17 protein-coding genes are annotated in these 17222 nt (G+C 60.2%); 1 reads left to right on the forward strand and 16 read right to left on the reverse strand.

Features of this window, described 5'->3' with window-relative positions; genetic code table 11:
* The 9 genes from AC2FLM_RS13135 to AC2FLM_RS13175 all read right to left on the reverse strand — a co-directional run.
* Window positions 1-403: ATP-binding cassette domain-containing protein (locus tag AC2FLM_RS13135; RefSeq protein WP_496858479.1), on the reverse strand; the 403-nt coding region annotated here is incomplete at its 3' end.
* A gap of 57 nt (window positions 404-460) precedes the next feature.
* Window positions 461-1798 (reverse strand): metal-dependent hydrolase family protein, encoded by a 1338-nt coding sequence (locus AC2FLM_RS13140; protein WP_263390291.1) that lies wholly within the window; start codon window positions 1796-1798, stop codon window positions 461-463.
* A 5-nt stretch (window positions 1799-1803) separates the two neighbouring features.
* Entirely contained in the window at window positions 1804-3150 is a 1347-nt protein-coding gene (locus tag AC2FLM_RS13145; RefSeq protein ID WP_263390292.1) for a metal-dependent hydrolase family protein, read from the reverse strand.
* A 6-nt stretch (window positions 3151-3156) separates the two neighbouring features.
* Entirely contained in the window at window positions 3157-3870 is a 714-nt protein-coding gene (locus tag AC2FLM_RS13150) for an amidohydrolase family protein (protein WP_496858482.1), read from the reverse strand.
* Window positions 3871-3920: 50 nt separating this feature from the next.
* Window positions 3921-4490, reverse strand: a complete 570-nt coding sequence (locus AC2FLM_RS13155; protein ID WP_496858484.1) for an amidohydrolase family protein — start codon at window positions 4488-4490, stop codon at window positions 3921-3923.
* A gap of 1 nt (window position 4491) precedes the next feature.
* Window positions 4492-5826: a metal-dependent hydrolase family protein gene (locus AC2FLM_RS13160; protein ID WP_263390294.1), complete on the reverse strand. Its 1335-nt coding sequence runs from the start codon at window positions 5824-5826 to the stop codon at window positions 4492-4494.
* A gap of 324 nt (window positions 5827-6150) precedes the next feature.
* Complete coding sequence (locus AC2FLM_RS13165; protein ID WP_263390295.1) at window positions 6151-7833, reverse strand: amidohydrolase family protein; 1683 nt, start codon at window positions 7831-7833, stop codon at window positions 6151-6153.
* A 57-nt stretch (window positions 7834-7890) separates the two neighbouring features.
* The gene (locus AC2FLM_RS13170; RefSeq protein ID WP_143028639.1) at window positions 7891-8778 is read right to left on the reverse strand and encodes a hypothetical protein; all 888 of its coding nucleotides are present in this window, start codon (window positions 8776-8778) and stop codon (window positions 7891-7893) included.
* Between the two features lie 109 nt (window positions 8779-8887).
* Window positions 8888-10147 (reverse strand): carbohydrate porin, encoded by a 1260-nt coding sequence (locus AC2FLM_RS13175; RefSeq protein WP_263390296.1) that lies wholly within the window; start codon window positions 10145-10147, stop codon window positions 8888-8890.
* A gap of 216 nt (window positions 10148-10363) precedes the next feature.
* On the opposite strand from AC2FLM_RS13175, the gene AC2FLM_RS13180 reads away from it, so the two are divergent.
* Window positions 10364-11410: a helix-turn-helix domain-containing protein gene (locus AC2FLM_RS13180; protein WP_496858487.1), complete on the forward strand. Its 1047-nt coding sequence runs from the start codon at window positions 10364-10366 to the stop codon at window positions 11408-11410.
* A 233-nt stretch (window positions 11411-11643) separates the two neighbouring features.
* Here the strand turns inward: AC2FLM_RS13180 and AC2FLM_RS13185 are convergent, their stop codons facing one another.
* The 7 genes from AC2FLM_RS13185 to AC2FLM_RS13215 all read right to left on the reverse strand — a co-directional run.
* Window positions 11644-11904 carry a hypothetical protein gene (locus AC2FLM_RS13185; protein ID WP_496858489.1) on the reverse strand — a complete coding sequence of 87 codons (261 nt, stop codon included), beginning with the start codon at window positions 11902-11904 and terminating at the stop codon, window positions 11644-11646.
* Window positions 11901-12575, reverse strand: coding sequence for a YcbK family protein (locus AC2FLM_RS13190; protein ID WP_496858491.1), 675 nt, complete (start codon window positions 12573-12575; stop codon window positions 11901-11903). The genes AC2FLM_RS13185 and AC2FLM_RS13190 overlap by 4 nt, the downstream gene beginning before the upstream one ends.
* A 108-nt stretch (window positions 12576-12683) precedes the next feature.
* Window positions 12684-12974, reverse strand: a complete 291-nt coding sequence (locus AC2FLM_RS13195; protein WP_234163900.1) for a DUF6127 family protein — start codon at window positions 12972-12974, stop codon at window positions 12684-12686.
* A 44-nt stretch (window positions 12975-13018) separates the two neighbouring features.
* Window positions 13019-14011, reverse strand: coding sequence for a hypothetical protein (locus AC2FLM_RS13200; RefSeq protein ID WP_496858493.1), 993 nt, complete (start codon window positions 14009-14011; stop codon window positions 13019-13021).
* A gap of 24 nt (window positions 14012-14035) precedes the next feature.
* Window positions 14036-16777, reverse strand: coding sequence for a phage tail protein (locus AC2FLM_RS13205; RefSeq protein ID WP_496858495.1), 2742 nt, complete (start codon window positions 16775-16777; stop codon window positions 14036-14038).
* On the reverse strand, window positions 16770-16985 hold the full coding sequence (locus tag AC2FLM_RS13210; RefSeq protein WP_496858497.1) for a hypothetical protein: 216 nt from the start codon (window positions 16983-16985) through the stop codon (window positions 16770-16772). Before AC2FLM_RS13210 ends, AC2FLM_RS13205 begins: the two co-directional genes overlap by 8 nt.
* Window positions 16982-17222: hypothetical protein (locus AC2FLM_RS13215; protein WP_496858499.1), on the reverse strand; the 241-nt coding region annotated here is incomplete at its 5' end. The genes AC2FLM_RS13215 and AC2FLM_RS13210, both read right to left, overlap by 4 nt.

Genomic DNA, 17222 nt, shown 5'->3' on the forward strand with positions numbered 1-17222 from the left:
GCCCTAGTTCGCCGAGCAGATGTCGGGCCGCTCCCGCAGGATCCTCGCCCGCACGCGCGAGCCGACGCTTGGAGAATGTACAGGGAAGAAGGACGTTCTCGAGCGCGCTCAGCCATGGGATCAGATTGAATACCTGAAAGATCATGCCGATATGATCCACCCGGAACCGGTCCCGCGCGCCGCCATTCAACGCGCCTACGTCCTTGTCCGCAACAAGTATGGCCCCCGTGGGCACATCGACCACTCCCGCAATCGCCGACAGCAGGGTCGATTTTCCGCACCCGCTGGGACCATGGAGAAACAGGCGCTCGCCGGACGCCAGAGACAGCGCGCCAATACCCAGTGTGCTGCGCGCCGCGCCCGGCCACCGGTAGACAAGTCGTTCAATTCGCAATGGGTGCATAAACCGGCCTCGCGGACAAAAAGCCGCCCACCGCGCTTTCGCGGCGGGCGGTCGTTGTTACTCCAGCGTGTTCTTGTAGATCACGCCGTCCTTCATGATGATCTTGAAGTTCGAGTTGGGGTCGGCGACCAACTCGATGTTTTCCAGGGGATTACCTTCGACGAGCAGCAGATCGGCATAGGCTCCTTCCTGCACGACCCCGAGCGGACCTTTCTGATAGGGATGCCGCTCACCCGCCATCTTGAAGAACTCTTGGTTGATGCTGGTTGCCATTTGCAGCGCCTCGACTGGTGTGTACCAATTCGTAAGCTTCACCAGCTGCGCGCCCCAGCGGTCGATCATGGCAGGATTCTGCTGCATGTCCGTACCGAAGCCGACATTGACATCGTATTTCCTGGCCAGCTTGTAGGCAGTGTCGGTTCCACCAAGCATCTGATCGTACTTGCGGTTGTTGAACTCTCCATCCAGAGGGATCCTATCCTCGTCGTCCAGGAAGGGTTGCAGGCACAACCATGCGTCAGTCTCCGCAAGCATCTGCGCCGTTTCCTCGTCGATCATCTGGCCGTGTTCGATGCTTCTGACGCCAGCCTCCAAGGCGTGCTGAACCGCTTTCGCGGTGTAGGTGTGAACGGTGACGTAAGTGTTCCATCTCTCGGCTTCCTCGACGATCGCGTTGAGTTCCTCAAGACTGAATTGTGCGCCGTCCAGGGGATCGGAAAATGACGCGACGCCACCGCCTGCCATCGCCTTGATCTGTGTGGCCCCGCGCATCAGGTTTTCCCGTGTGCGCCTCAAGACTGCGGGCACTCCGTCGGCAATCGCCGTATGTCCCAGAATTTCCTGGTCGATCAATGCACGGCCTTCGGGGCGCAGCAGGACATTGGGCAAGCGCATTTCACCGTGACCGGAGGTCATCGTCAGGTAGGCCCCGGAGGGCAGAATGCGCGGCCCCACGAGGCGCCCCTCGTCAATCAGTGCCTTGACGCCAAAAATGTTGCCGCCCACGTCGCGCACGGTGGTGATGCCCTGCATCAACGTATGCTCTGATTCGAGGGCAACCTTGATAATGTTCTTGAAGGGATCCCCGAAAAGCAGTTCGGGATTGGTGACTGCGATCGAATGCGAATGCCAGTGGCAGTCCGAGAGGCCCGGCATTAGTGTCCGTCCATCGCCGGCGATGATCGTCGCATCGCTGTCAGCAGCCACGTCAGCACCAATCGCACTGATCATGTTTCCGGTGACCAGCACATTGGTTGCGTCGCTCAGTTCCGTTCCGACACCGTCGAAAACGCGCACGTTCTCGAACAGGACTTGCGTTTCTTTTACGTCCTCCTGCGCTCCCACGACCGAAGCCGCGAGGGCGAATGCAGATGTTATAAACGTTTTGCGCAGCATAATTCTCACTCCATATCGGATTTGTAGATCACGCCGTCCTTCATGATCAGGGCAATGTTTTTCGAGTCCATCAAAAGGTGAATGTCTTGGGTCGGGTCACCGTCGACCAGAATGATATCCGCGTAAGCTCCTTCGGCGATGACACCGAGCGGACCATCTACGTACGGGTTCTTCAAACCGCTCAGAGCGAGAATTTCTCCGTTCACACCGGTGACTTGTTGCATTTGCTCAATGGGTTCGTAGAACTCGTCACGAAAGGCGAATTCCTGCCGGAAAGTAGCAAAGATATCATTTGCTCCGAAAACATCACTTCCCCAGCCCGTCTTGACGCCGTGTTCAATGCCCCATTCGAAGGCTTGGCGCGCGCCTGCATTGACCTTGGCCAACTTGGCATTCTGGATCGGGTCCTGAAACAGTGGATTGCTCGAGACGTCCTGAAGCGCGAGAAACGCCTGTGGGATCCAGTAGACGCCTTCCTCGGCCATCCTCACCATGGTTTCCTCTTCCATGATCAGGCCGTGTTCAACGGTTCTGACGCCTGCATCGAGGGATGCCACAACGGCGTTATTCACTTGGGCATGTACCGTCACATAGGTGCCGTAACGCTCAGCCTCTTCCACCGCTGCGTTGAGTTCTTCCTGGGTGTACTGAGCTGCCTCCAGCGGGTCTTTGAAGCTGGTTACGCCGCCACCTGCGTGTACCTTGATTTGGGACGCTCCCCGGAACAGCATTTCACGGACAGCGGCGCGCACGTCATCCACGCCATCAGCGATGATAGTGGTCTTCGTCGTGTTGGCGACACCAGAGGCCGCAAAGCCGTCAAACCTCGGGTGCCCGTCGTTCGTCATCCGGAAGTCGCCATGTCCGGATGTTTGAGTGATACTGGCGCCGCCGCAGTAAATCCGTGGCCCTGGTGAAACGCCCGCGTCGATGACATTCTTTACGCCAAAACAATTTCCACCCAAGTCTCGCACAGTGGTAAACCCGGCATCCAAATAGGCCTTCGCACGTGCTGCGCCGCGAGCCCCTTGTTCGAATGCATCCTGCGTCATCAATTGCGTCACGGGATCCGAATGCAGCATGATGTGCGTGTGAGTATCGATCAGCCCCGGCATAAGCGTGCGGCCGCCGCCGTCGATCACCCGACCACCGGCAACCACAACATCTTCGGTGGTGATCTCCGCAATCAGGTTACCGTCGATGACGACATTCGCGCCCTCGATCAGTTCTTCGCTCGACCCGTCGAAGACATTCACATTCGTGATGACGATGGGTCCCGTCGGGTCGTTCTGCGCCCCCGCCACGGGAGCCGCCAGTGCGAAGAAAGAAGTTATCATAAATCGTCTGAGCATTGCGTTTTACTCCATATCATTTTTGTATATGACACCGTTTTTCATGATCAGGTCGAAGTTATCTTCGGGGTTTGCGACGAGGCTCAGATCTTCCAACGGGTTCCCATCGACAAGGATCAGGTCTGCATAGGCACCAACGCTGATCTCGCCCAGCGGGCCTTTCTGATAGGGATGACGCGGCCCAGCCATTTCCATGAGTTCAGCATTGTCCGAAGTCGCCATCTTAAGCGCTTCATAGGGCGTGAAACCAAGCTTTTCGAGCTTACTGAGATATTTGCCCTGTTTGGCAGCCATTTCCGGGTCCATCAACGCGTCCGTACCGAACGCAATCTTTACCCCGATTTCCTTGGCCATCTTGTAGACCTTTTCGGTGCCAGCCGTTGCGACAAGCCATTTCTTGGTGGACTCTGCGGTCGGGAAGACCATGCGGTCTTCGTCGTCCAGCAAGGGTTGGGTGCTGAGCCAGACGCCTTTTTCTTTCATGAGTTCCAAAGTTTCGCGTTCAAGCAGCATCCCATGTTCGATGCTCTTGATTCCGGCCTCGACGGCCATCCGGACAGCTTCGTCAGCGATTACGTGCGCTGCGACATAACTATTATAGCTCTCAGCCACGTCCACGATCGCCTTCATTTCTTCCAGCGAGTATTGGCGCACGTCTAGAGGGTCAAAGATCGACGCAACACCACCGCCGGCGGCTATCTTGATCTGACTGGCTCCCATCCGAAAGATTTCACGCGCACGCTTTCGAACCTCTGCGTCTCCGTCACCAATTACAAAAAAGCCGTGCGCCCCCAGTAGTCCATCGTACTGTCAGCTGGCACGTCGTGCGGCAGGCGATAATCATAATGTCCCCCGGTCTGCGTGAGCGGCGGGCCTGCGACCAGCATGCGCGGTCCGACAAGAATCCCGCTATCAATCAGTTTCTTTAAAGCAAAGCTATTGCCACCAAGGTCGCGAACCGTAGTGAAGCCACGCATAAGAGTGCGCTCGGCCGTCGGAACTGCCCTCGCCGCGATCTCGTAGGCGTCGCCAGTCAGAAGAGTAGTCTGAGGCACCTCTGCCATAGTCACGTGCCAATGTACGTCTGACAACCCCGGGATCATGACCCGTCCGTTTGCGTCGATCACGGCAGAGCCCTCGGGAGGTGCCAAAGCGGCACCGATTGCCGCAATCATGCCGTCTTGGATCATAACATCCTGCCCCTCGATCAGATCAGGCGACAAGCCGTCGAAGATACGCGCGCCGGTGATTACCGTGCCAGGGTCGGATGTCTCCTGCGCCGCGGCTAGCGACGCCGCCACACAGAATACGGCCATTATCAGTTTCATCCTGTTTTTCATGTCAGTTCTCCAGAGCGTTTTTGTAGATAACTCCATCCTTCATGATAAGGACAAAATTGGTGTGCGGGTCGGCGACAATATCGATGTCCACCAATGGGTTACCGTTGACGAGGATCAGGTCGGCATAGGCTCCTTCGGTGATCTCGCCCAGCGGGCCCTCCTGGTAGGGATGGCGGGGGCCGGCAAGTTCCAAAAGCTCGGCATTGTCCGAGGTCGCCATCTTCAGGATCTCGTAGGGTGTGAACCACGGCTTCAACTTCGTCAGGAACTGGGTCTGCGACTCGGCTGTCTTCGGGTCGAACAGCATGTCGGTTCCGAAGGCGATCTTCACCCCAATCTCCTTTGCGAGTTGATACACCTTCTCAGTGCCATCTGTGACCTGAAGGAATTTCGCCGTGCTGACCGGATCATCGAACGCCAGCGCGGTCTCGTCATTCAGGATTGGCTGGGTCGAGAGCCAGACGTCGTTTTCCTTCATCATTCGAAGGGTTTCTTCGCTGAAGAGCATACCGTGCTCCAGCGACTTCACGCCCGCCTCGATTGCCACCTGCGCGGCATCGTCGGTAAAGATATGCGCCAGAACGTATGTGTTGTAAGTGTCGGCGACCTCGACAAAGGCTTCCAACTCGGCCCGCGTGTATTGCCGGACGTCAATCGGGTCATAGAGCGAAGACACGCCGCCGCCTGCCGCGATCTTGATCTGCGAGGCACCCATGCGCATCACCTCGCGCGTGCGCAGAATGACATCGGGCACGCCGTCCGCCTGGAGCATCAGCCCATTGGCGTACCAGTACCACTGCGAGTCGCCTTGGTTCATCGGAACCGCCTGGTAGGGGCGATAGTCGAGATGGCCTCCGGTTTGCGTAATGGGCGGCCCCGAGGGCAGAATGCGCGGACCGACAAGTTCGCCCGCATCGATCATCTTCTTGATCGAAAATGGATTCCCCCCGGTATCACGGATCGTTGTAAAGCCGCGCATCAGTGTTTTTTCGGCGCCAAGCGCTCCGCGGATCGCAACTTCCGAGATATCACCGGATACGACCGTACTTTGCGGTGTGTAAGCGTAGGTCGTGTGCCAGTGCGCGTCGATCAAGCCGGGGATCAGCGTGCGGCCGCCCCCGTCAATCACCTTGCCGCCGGCCACGGCCAGCGGCTCGGTCGAGATGGTCTCGATCAGGTTGCCGTTGATCACTACATTGGCGTTCTCGATCAGTGCCTCGTTCACGCCGTCAAAGACATTTACGTTGGTGATCAGGGTCTGGTTGGATGCCTCCTGAGCGAACACGGCGTTCGCTGAAACCGTAACAAGAATGGCGACAAGATTTTGAATTTGCATGGTTCTTTCTCCAAATAATACCCGAAACAAGCTAATTGGACTTCCGCCGTCTCGAGAAGTCCATAACCTGAGTCTCAAGTTGTAGATGCACAGGGCAAAACACGGTGGCAAACGCCCCCTGCCCCGCAAGATCAGATGCTGAGGCTGCGTTCTCTTCAGCGATGCGGTCCAGATCCGGGGCAACCAACTGCGCAAGCGGATCGAGGGACGAGACGCCAAGAGTTCCTACCATCTTCTCATCCCTATCGTTGGCCGACGCGATCGTCCCGATTGCGACGCAAATGCTCGCTACAATCGCCAGGCTTGGACGGATAGGTGGCCGCATCACTCATCCCCGGTTTGGCGCGACACGCCCGCGTCAGCACCGCTGTCAGGCTGACCCAGCGCGCCGGGGTCGATGGTGAAGCCGGTAATCGTGTGCGCCTTCTCCCAAGCCTCGAATGTGACGGGCTCGAAGCGGCCCTTTTGTTCCACCGGGAAACGGATCGACTTGCCCGGACGAACATCCAACTGGAATTCGCTTTCCTTCACGACAGGCACACCGCTCACGATGACATAGGGAATGCCCGTGGTCGGCTGACCCTGCTCACCGGCCTTGTAGGTGGCATTGTCTTTCACGTTCTCCGGATCGAAGATCGTTATGTCGGCGACCATACCTTCCTGCAGGCGGCCCCGCTCCTGCATCCCCTCAAGACCTGTCAAGCCCAGGTGATATGCCGGCCAATAGGCCATCTGCGCGATCGTGAACATCAGTGGGACGCCTTGCTCGCGCCCGCCGGCCAGAACCTTGCCGCGCGTGCCCGCAGTTCGCGGATGACCGACATATTCTTCGGGCGGCAGGTCCCAGGAGTCGATCCCCTTGCCGGACCACATTGCATCGGAGGCGACGATCATGTGCGGCATTCTCTGCCAGTAGGGGAGCCATTCGTCACGTTTGGGATTGAAGGCAAAGATCGAGCGACCCGGAAACTCTGCGGAGGTTTTCTCCCACTCTTCTCGCGTCAGGAACTTGTCCTGAACCGGATCGTAGATCGTCTCTTCGTAGGGTCGCCCACCCGAAATGATCGCGAACTTGTCCGGATGAAAGAACTCTGCGGAGATCGCCGTCGAAGCCGCCGAATAGGGATAGTATTCCGACCAGACGTTGTATCCTTGCGCGCGAGCCTTCTGAAGTTTCTCCTCGTTCTCCCACCAACCATACTCGTTGTTGTGGTTAAGCGAGAACGGAGCATCCAGCGCCAGCGCGTTGGCCAGCAATTCGCTGGTGCCTAGCGGACCTTCGGGGTTGGAGGGGTTGCCGTGGAACCGCACATGCGCGCCGAGGAAGCGGCCGTATTTCGCCGCGATTTCCTGGGTCTTGAACATTTCGAAGGTGGTCACGCCTTCGGTCATGTAGCCGATGGTCGAGGAAATTCCGATTGCACCCTGACGCAATTCTTCGTCGATATAGGTTAGGATTTGGTTGAACTGATCAGAGTTGCTGCGCGTAACCGACCAACCCGGCACACCATCCTGCACTGCCTGAGCGCGCAGGTCGAAAACGCTGGTGGCATCGTGCCAACCGCTAGTATCGACCTCGGGGTCATGGACTCGGGTCCGTGTCATCTCCTGACTGACCCCGGTTCCATAGTTGAGCGGCCAGCCGGTTGAATCCTTTTCAGTATACCATTCGGCTACGTTAATTGCACCAGCCTCCAGATCCATCCCGGTAGTCACGCCGTCAAGCGCGGCCAGCTTCAGCGAGAGCCCGTCGAGGGCGTGGAAATGCAGGTCTATGAAACCGGGCGCGACGATATGGCCTGATGCATCAATGGTTTCGGCGCCGGTGATCTCGCTTGGCGTGATGACCTCGATCCTTCCATTCTTGATACCCACGTTGAACTGCCCGTCAAGCATCGTTTCGGGGTCCATGACCCTCCCATTCAGGATGACCAGGTCATAGTCCTGCGCATGTGCGGTCGACCATGCAAGAGAGGCCAGTAAGGCGGTTGAAATTATCTTTTGCATAAAGTTCTCCGTTTCAGGATTCCGTTGACTAGATCGTTAGAACCGTTGCCCTTTGTCTCAGAAGTTCAGAATCTTGTATCCAAACTGCACCGACCAATCGGCCGGAGCGTCGCCGCCGAAAAGGACACCGGGTTTGATGAATAATTGGCTGTCGCCGCCAAATGCCTTGCCCGTCATGATCCCAAATGTGACCTGCAAGCTGCCGAAGGTCGCGTCGTTCTCCCAGTCGTGGATGATCGCCGGGTCGAAGGTCATGTAGTATTTCGACGTTGGGAGCTTGGGCACATAGTAGAAGTCGATAGTTGTGGTATTGACGTCCACGCCCAGGCTGTTGCCACCTTCGAGCCCGAAGGTGTGAACTATGGCTGGCGAAAAGATCGACCCGTTATCGAGGAACCACGCGTAGTAGGCAGAGGCTTCGGCAGCAAATTGACCATAGCCTGCCGTCGGCGTCTCGGCCGTGTCCAGAAACAGTTCGAACGTGGCCGCGGCGCCATTCTTTTCGGTTACGCCGAAGACCTTGATGAACATGAGGCTTATATCGCCAAGCCGCATTTCGTTGCCCACGGAAGGATTGGCCGCTGCAATGGCTGCCGTATCCCCAAAGGTGGGGTTAGCGTTGAACGGACTGTCCGAGAAAGGCACGGTCAGTCGGAAGGATTGGCTCATATCGCCGAAAGGCTTTGTATAGGCAAACTCGAGCAGACCCGTGTTGAGGTTGGAATCGATCTGATTGAACTGGTACTGAAGCGCGATTTGGCTGGTGAGCTTGATGGGGTTTGTCCCGTTGTTGATTTCCTCCTCCGCCAAGGTCGCGCTTGCGAACGCGATTAGACAAGCGGCCGAACTGCACAAACGCGCGTATCTCCCGGCATTTCCCAACCCTGAACAGTCGCGTTTTGTGCTTATGCTTCGGATGAAATGAGTGTCACCGTGTTGTTCCACGTTTCGTCTCCTTATGATCAAGCGGCTCTGTATGCACAGGTTCAACCGGCATCCGCCTGGTCGGATCTGCTCCTTAGTTCCTTAGCCGAGTCCTGAGGGCGCGCGCTCATCAAAACGATGCCCGGAACCGCAAGCCGAACAATGCAACCGTATCCTTGTTTGGGTTCAGGGCCGGGTTCTTGATGATCTGAACGCTCGGCGTCAGCTCCAAGCCTTCGGTCAACTGCCATTGCTGAAAAACCTCCAGCGTGTACTGGTCTCTTAAATTTGGCCCAAAGGTTGTATCATTCGGCCGACTCCAGTTGAGACCCACACCGAGCAGGTTTCTCCCAGGCTGACGGGTGTAACCGAAACCCGCGCTCACGGCGGCCTCGTAGAGGCTGCCGCCATCGTCGGCCCAACCTCCACGTATGAAGGGCAGCCATGCATCTCCCAAAACATGAGTGTAGGAAAAGGCAATGCCGTGGCCTCCCGGCGTTCCTGCCTGTTGACGCGCGTCGATTTGCCAGAAGGTTAGATGAGCATTGTTGACGAAAAGCGCTTCGGCACCCGAAGTCCAGCCGATTTCAAGCGACTTGAATGTTTCGCCTTGATCGAACAGAGTATCAAAACCACTAATCGGGTCGGTCGGATCCGCATTGGCATCTGCGATCCCTGCTGAAGCATATATGTTATCGGTCAGGAACCCGCCGACCATTGCCCCCAACGCCCCGTCCGGCAGGCCTCCGATGGTTCCGGACCCGGTCTGAAACGCAATGTTGGAAAAACCGGTCCAGGGGCTGGCAAGGGCATAAACATCGACGAAATCCGTCACATCCAACCACCCAATATAGGCTGCGCCGCGTCCTTGGGCGAATTCCTGTTGCCAATAGAGATGCGTTGCACGCCAACCTTGATCGCTGAACACTGAGCTGTTGAGACCAGCATAGCCCAATTCCCCACCGAAGCCCGTGGGCGGCACCGTAGTGAACGCGTGTCGGTTTTCGAACTTGAAAATCAAGCTACCGGTATTAGGACCCTCACGGTTGACCAGATCCCATGTCCCGAAAAGACGAAAGGCGCCGCTGGCACTTTTCCTTTCTCCGAGGCTAGAACTCGCAGTGTATCCAAGTACGTTGTAATCGATCCCAAAATCCAGCCCGAACCGCTCCTTTATGCCCGCTTTCCAGTCGTCAAAGCCCTGCTGAGCATCGACGTTCAGCAGGTCGTCTTTTTCCTGCGCATCAGAGCTGAGAAGGTTAGGCGTGGAGTCAGGCCCCGACAGCACGCTACTCACCTGCTGGGCCAAAACAGTGGACGGCAAAACGAAGGCTGGCAACGACAGAATAATCGGCAAAGCTGAAAGTCGGCAAAAGGTCGAAAAATTCAAAACTTCTAGATCCTCGTTTGGCTTAGACGGCACAGCTCGCTCATGGTTTTGCAACTTCAAAGGCAAAGCCGTTCTGGTCTTGAACCTGCTTCTTTACTCACGCTCCTTTAAGTTTATGTCATAAGTGGGGTTCTTCCATCACGAGAACGGGCCTGAATCCTTCGCTGTTCAGGCCGAAAATCCTTTATCTACAGGCTTTTTGCTCAAAAACTAAACATGAGACCAAAAGTTCGTCACTCTATCGGGCTGTCAAACGCCAAAACTGAAGAAATTTCTGGAAAACCGGCGGGTCTCCAGAAGATTGTAAGTTTTGCGGAACAACTACGCGGTATGCCGATAAGAGAAGGTCATCTAGGGTTACTTGACGCGGGTGCCCCGAGCCTTTTCGGGAAAAAATTTGCAGGAAAGATGTCTTCGGTGTCTCGGATGTATCTTCCGGGCCGTTTCACTGGCTACACCGTTCCTCACCGTGAATGGCTAGCTTGGCACATCCCGTTGTCATGGATAGGCGATTACATCTTCGACGGGCAGGAGGTCAAGCCGGGCGATGCCTTCATCACCGGCGATCCCAACGGCTATACAGCGCACGGCAAAGGGCGGGATAATCTAACAATAGGAGTTTATCGACCAGCGCTGGAGGAGGCCTTGCGTGCGCTTTCGGGTCAGCCCGATTTACGGTTGGATATGAAATGGTTGAGGTTCAGGCCTTCGAGGCGGCTAGTGTCTCAGGCGCTTAGACTTCAAAGCAGTCTCTCTCAAAACGACACGAAAGAAACCGCAAACGGGGTACACAAGTACCTTGGTACGCTAGATCGGGATTTTGTGGATGTGCTAGCGCACGAGTATTTCACGACTGTTGGCAACGCACCGCGCTTTCATGGCGCGCGAAGGCGGGCCTTTGATATCGCAGCGGAAGCACTACGACTGACGTTTGATACACCGGATGCGCCTCCGAGCCTGTCACAGCTTTGCAGCTTGTTGGGTGTTGGTGAGACGCGGCTTTTCGAGGCGTTCCATGAAATTCACGGGCTCGCACCAGGTGAGTGCCTAATGGCCTTGAGACTAGGCGCAGCATATGAGCGGTTGACCAACCCTGCCACCCCGCCCAGGTCGGTGAAAGAGGTGGCGCTGGATGCCGGCTTCACCAAATCCGGCTATTTCGCCAGAAAGTTCCAAGAGCAGTTTGGCAAACTGCCCTCGGCGGTGCTTGCTGAAACACGAGCGGTTCTACGGGATACCAATTTTACTTGTTCAGCCCCATAGCGATCCAAGGTTTTCAGATCGCCGGACTGGTCGACAGTATTGTCCGCCCTATGAGTGCCGAAGGCTGTTGTCGGTCTTGCTGGCACCCCCGCGCCTGCGCCCACATCACGGCATAATCGCTCACCATCTCCACGATCACCGCCCCCTCCGGCAACAGAGCCAGTTCCTCTGCCGCCCGCGCCTGTTCCTCCCGAGTGTATTCGACAACCGGCGGACAGCCCCCAAGCCCACCGCTATCGGAACCGCCCGCCACGCAACCGCTGAGCCAGATCGTCGCGAGAACGAGGCCGGCGCGCCGCCGCCTCGAGCATCCGTCGCTGGACGTCATTTGCCTTCTCCAAAGTCTCAAGTTTCTCCACCATCCGCCCGACCCGCTCGCCCGATCGACGCAGCGCCAGCAGGAGCAGCAGGATCGCCAGAGCAGTAACGCCATAGCGCAGCACCGCCCGCCCCACCGCGTTCCCCGCGATCCACGCAACAACCCGTCCAATCACCGCCGCCCCCGCATCCAATCATCCAGCCGCGCATAGATCGTGACTGCGATGCCCCCGAGTGCCGCGGCAATGAAAACCCAGCGCAAGGTGTCGAGATACGGCACCAGCGGCAGGATGGCGGTTTGGGTCTCGCTGAGCACCTGCTGCGCCACCTCGACGCCCGCCGCGCCCAGTGTCGCCACTCCGGCTGCACCACCGGCCCTCATCGTCCGGCTCTCTGCCAGGCTCTCCCGCACCAGCGGGGTCTCGACCGCAAACGCCGTCTCCCGCACCGGGAAGCGATCGCCCCACTGCCGCGCCGGCCCGAGATCGACATGCATGAATCCCGAGCGCGGATAGAAGCCGAACCCAAGAAACCCAACCGCCCGCGCCGCCGCCTCGAAGGCCACCGGATCATGGTTCGTCATGGCGATATCAAACGCCGCCCCCTGCATGTGCTTCGAGTGGGGCGCCCCACCAACCGCCTTGTTATGCTCAGGGCTGCGATAGGCCGACCGCACGATCAGCGGCTTGCCCAGCCGGTCCCGCAGCGCCTGAAGCCTGTCGAGAGCCGGTTCGTTGATCAGCAGTTTGCCGGTGCTCCGGCAGGCGATTTCCGCCGGCGAGAAGTTGGGCCAGCGCCAGGCACTTTCGGGCACATCGCGCCAGTGGGCATAGAAGGTATTGGTCATGGGATGTCTCCATAAACAGAAAAGCCGCCTCGGAGGGCGGCGGATGCGTGGGTGTTGGTTCGGAATGTCAGGGATTACGGAAGTGCAACCTGCAGATCACCGCCAGCCCTACGGCCCACCGCCAAAGAGCCGGAGCTTGATCACGGTGCCGGCCAGCAGGGCGAGGATGAGACCGGTGGTGATGAGATGCACGGTGGTCTGCACCGCGGTGCGGCGCACGAAGCGGATGCAGTCCAGGAGCGAGCGGAGATCACGAATGTCGAGCGCGGCGGTCTCGCCCTCGAGCCCGACATCGGCCAGGGCGCGCCTGGCGCCTTCTTCCGCAGCCCGCGCCAGCATGGCCTGGAACTCGGCCTCGGGAATGCGCAGGTTGCCGGTCTCACGCAGGGGCGGCGACATAGGCAGTGTTCCTTTCGTCTGATGGTCCAGTTGTTTGACCCGGCTCAGCTGCCGCCGGCAAAGCCGATCTCGAGTCCCGCAAGATCGGCCCAGGTCCAGGGCAGACCGGTGTCGGGATTGACCGCCCATTCGGAGGTGAGTGCCTCGAGTGATGCCCCGGCCGGGGCCTGGCCGGCGGCGTCGTGGTTGGTACCGCCGATCCGCAGGCGGTTGATGACCTGGCCCGGATTGGGGTTGGCCGAGGCATTGCGGGCATGGCTTGCGAGGATCACCCGGCCGATGGTGCCGGGCGGCGTGGCGCCGGGCGTGAGGATGGAGGTAACCGCATCCCCAACCGTGCGTGCATAGGCAAAGGTGGCGGGATCGCCATCGCCCAGTTCGGCATGCCCGCCCACGGCAGTGGCGAGCGCGCCCGGCCCGGTGGGGCGCAGGATGCGGAAGCGCCGTCCGCGGGTATCCTGGTCCGAGACGAGGACATTGGAGAGAAAGAACCGGCCATTGCCATCGAGGAAATTGGTGCCCCCGAAGTCGAAGCGCACCGCGCCTTCGCCATTGACCTTGTCGGCCTTGCCCAGGACCTGCCCGACCTGGCTCAGATCGACATAAGCCGTGACCCTGTAGTCATCGACATTGCCCGCCACGGCAGCGCCGGTCTCGATATGGATGTCGAAGGTAAAGAGCGTGGCATCGGGGAAGCCGGTGACCGGCGCACCGGTCAGGCTGGGTGCAGAGTTGCTAAGCGTGGCATAATCGAAGGTCATCGCCCCGTTGTTGAGATCGATCCGGGCGATATCGACCGTGGGCAGGCCTACCGAGGCAAAGAACCCGTCTCCCGAGGTGGTACGGTTGAAGTCATCGTAATAGCAATCGGCCCGGATCCAGATGTCGGTGACACCCGGCAGGGAAATGCTCGCCGCCTGTTCGGCCTCGAAGCGCAGCGCGTGGGAGGCGAACACCGGGTTGTAACTCCCCGGTACGGAGGCGTCCTCGACGCCGCCCAGGAGAGCGGCGCTGTTGGTGATCAGGTAATCGGTCATGATGAGAAGTCCCGTGGTTGGAGATCAGGGGGTGAGCTCGACGATCAGCTCCTGCTGGATCACGCCCAGACCGGGCGGCCGGAGATCGAGCACCAGGTGCTGCTCGACGATGTCGAGGCCCGGCCCGGCGCAGGTCAGGATCAGATCCTGTGCGACAAGGTCGATACCGGTGCCGGAACAGAGCAGCACCAAATCCTGCGCCGAGACCTGAACCTTTCCGCCGAGGGTCACGCGATAGGCGCGGAAGGCCCGGTCCTCGTGAGACCCCCGGACGGCGCGCACCCGCAGGGCCGCCTGTTCGACGCCGGGCGGGGGTTCGGGATAATCCGCCTCGGCCAGCGTCCAGCTGGTGGCGGTGCCGGCCTCGATCACCGCGGCCGCCGGTTCCAGGGTCTCGCCGGTGTCGGGATCGACCCAGTGAATGCGGACCTGGTAGGTCACCCCGGGTTCCGGGCCGATATCACTGGCAAGGTAGCTGTCGAAGACGGAACTGGTCTGGGAGAGCCGGTCCCGGTGCGCCCAGGTCAGCATGGCCTCGGGACTGGCCAAAGGGGATACGAAGCCTCCATCGCCGCGGAGATTGCCCGGCGGCAGGGGACGGATCGCGCGGGCGGCGAAGGAGACGATATCTGTCGGGGCCTGCGCCAGCGGCAGGGTGCCGAGGCCGGTGCGCGGCAGGATCCGGACCGGAAGGCTCTCGCCGGCAACATAACGACCGGATGTCGTCTCCGCATGTCCCTGCCAGAAGATCACCGGGGTGCCGGCTGTATGGGCCAGCGGCACGGTGTCGAGACAGCCCCGCCCGACGGTGATCGCGCTTGCGGAGATCCCATCGACCCGGACGAACTCGTCGCCGATGGCGGCGAGCGTGCCGGTGGTGAGACCCGAGAGACCGGTCCAGTCCCGCAGGGGCACCAGGACCTCCTCGGGATCATCGCCGAGATCGGCATCGAGGATCGCGGTTGGTGCAAAGCTGGTGGTGCCGTCACTGGCATAGCCGGGTCCGGTATCGACCCAGACCAGCGCGTCGAGCGCATCGGCAGAGGGGCGCTCGCCCACGGCCATCAGGAGGCCGGCGTCAGGATCGGCGGCAAGTTCCGCGTCGGCCTGCGCATGTCCCATCTCCTGCACCAGCAGCCAATACGGGGATTCCCGTACCAGCCGGCGCGACAGCGGTTTTGGGGCAGACAGTAAGGATGTGGGTGGCGATACTGTCTCGCCCCCGACAAGCGCGGTTGTGCCCAGGGCGAAGGCATCCTCCACGAGCCTGAGGCGAACCCGGTTGTCGCGCCCGTCGCCGTGATCGATCTCGACCACGCGCAGCAGCGCGCCCTCGAGACCCCTCCGGGGATTGACGAGCCGGATGACATCCCCGGGGTCGAGATCGGCGCCCTGCCGGTTCACGGTGATCTCACCGGAGAGGAGCGGTGCCGAGAGGGCCCGCAGGTCGCGTTCGGCCAGGCGCACGGCGAGGTCTTCGCGCCGGACACCGGGATAGTCGACCGTGGTGGAGATCACCTGTCCCATCAGCTGCACCCGGGCGGTATCGGTGACACTGACGGAACCGGGCTGGTCGGTGCGCAGGTCGGAGAAGGTGACGGTGAGACTGTTGACGAGATCGACCGCTTCGCGCCGGCCCAGCTCGCCCCAGTCCACCACGTTGCTGGCATCGAAGACCGGCACGGCCTCGGGGTCGTAATCGTCACGGATGAGCTTCAACTCCCAGCGGCCGGTGCGGCGGTCGACATAGAGCTGGGCATCGATGTGATGCAGGATGTCTCCGAGGAACTCCTCGAGGCTGGCATCGCTCTGCCAGAGGAGAGACAGGCCAAAGCCCTCCGCAAAGAGCTGATCTGCCGCAGCCGCAAAGCTGGGGCCGATATCCGCCGCCCCGTAGCCAAGACCCCAGGTCCGGTTGGTGAGGCATTCGCGGATGATATGGGCCGGGTTCATGTCCGGGCCCGGGTCGGAAGCCGGATCGCTCTCCGGATCCACCGCACCGATCTGGGCGGTCTCCGGATACCATTGCGCCGCACCATCCTCGGCGGTGAGGATCCGGGTGACCCGGACGGCCCAGGGCTTCAGATAGGGGTTGAGCCCCATGTAGACCTGGCGCAGCACGAGGCTGCAGAGGCCACGGAAGCCGGGCATGTCTGTTCCGGCCCGGGCGGCGAGGTAGCTGTTCGGCCCCTGGTCGGGTGCCCCCATCAGGATGTCGATATCGCCGACGATGCCGCCCTCACGGCTCTCGCCGCCGAAGAGCTCGGGCTTGTCGATGCGGATGCGGGTGCCCGGCGCGGGAATGTCCGCCACGTCCCCAGACGATCCGCTGCCGGGCACGGTGCTGAGGCTCACGGCCTGGAAGGCAAAGGAGAGGGTCTTTGGCTCGACCTGCATCCAGGTCAGGTGTTCGCGCTCGTCAAAGGCGATGCCGCGCAGGATGATCCGATGCGTGGTGCCACTGCCCAGCAGCGTGAGATCGAGCGCCTGTCCAAGGGAGAGGCCGGGAATGCCATTCGAGCCGTAGATGTTGAGCGCGGCGGTAGTGCCTTGCTCGCCCGCCGGAAAGGCCGCGGCAGTGGCATTGGCCAGAAGCGTGGTCACCGCGCCAACGCCTTCTCCGCCGCCCGAGACAGTGCCATCGGCCATCAACCAGGCGGTGCGGTCATCGACGCGGATCTCGCGGATCACATCCACCGGCCCATGGCAGAGCGCCAGATGCGCCCCCAGCGCATAACGATAGCCGACGATGACGGAACTACCCATGGCTCTGCTCCTGCTCCCCGGCCTGCCGTCGCTCGGCCTCGGCAATGGCCCGCAGCGCCAGCCCATCGCCGGTGGCGGCGAGCACCTCCGCATCCACGCCCTCGCGCAGAAAAAGCTGCCAGTCGAGTCCGTGGCGGGCGAACCAGCCGCGCGCGCCCTGCAGACACAGCCGGGCGGCGCGCAGGTCCCGGACAAGCACGCGTGTCACTTCTTGCCTCCGGACTTGCGGATCGGGTCGACCTTCAGATCGCCCGCCCAGACCACGTTGGGCCCGCGCAGCAGCACCGTGCCGAACACCACCGGAATGGGACGGCCTTCCTCGGCCGTGGGCAGGTCGAACGCATCGAGACCCGCGGCCTTCGGCGGCGCCGTCTTCGGCCGCGGCGCCAGCACATAAGAGATCGCCGTCAGCACAAGGCTGGCGACAATCTGGACGACAAAGTTC

The sequence above is a fragment of the Ruegeria sp. SAZD011 genome (assembly GCF_059612545.1).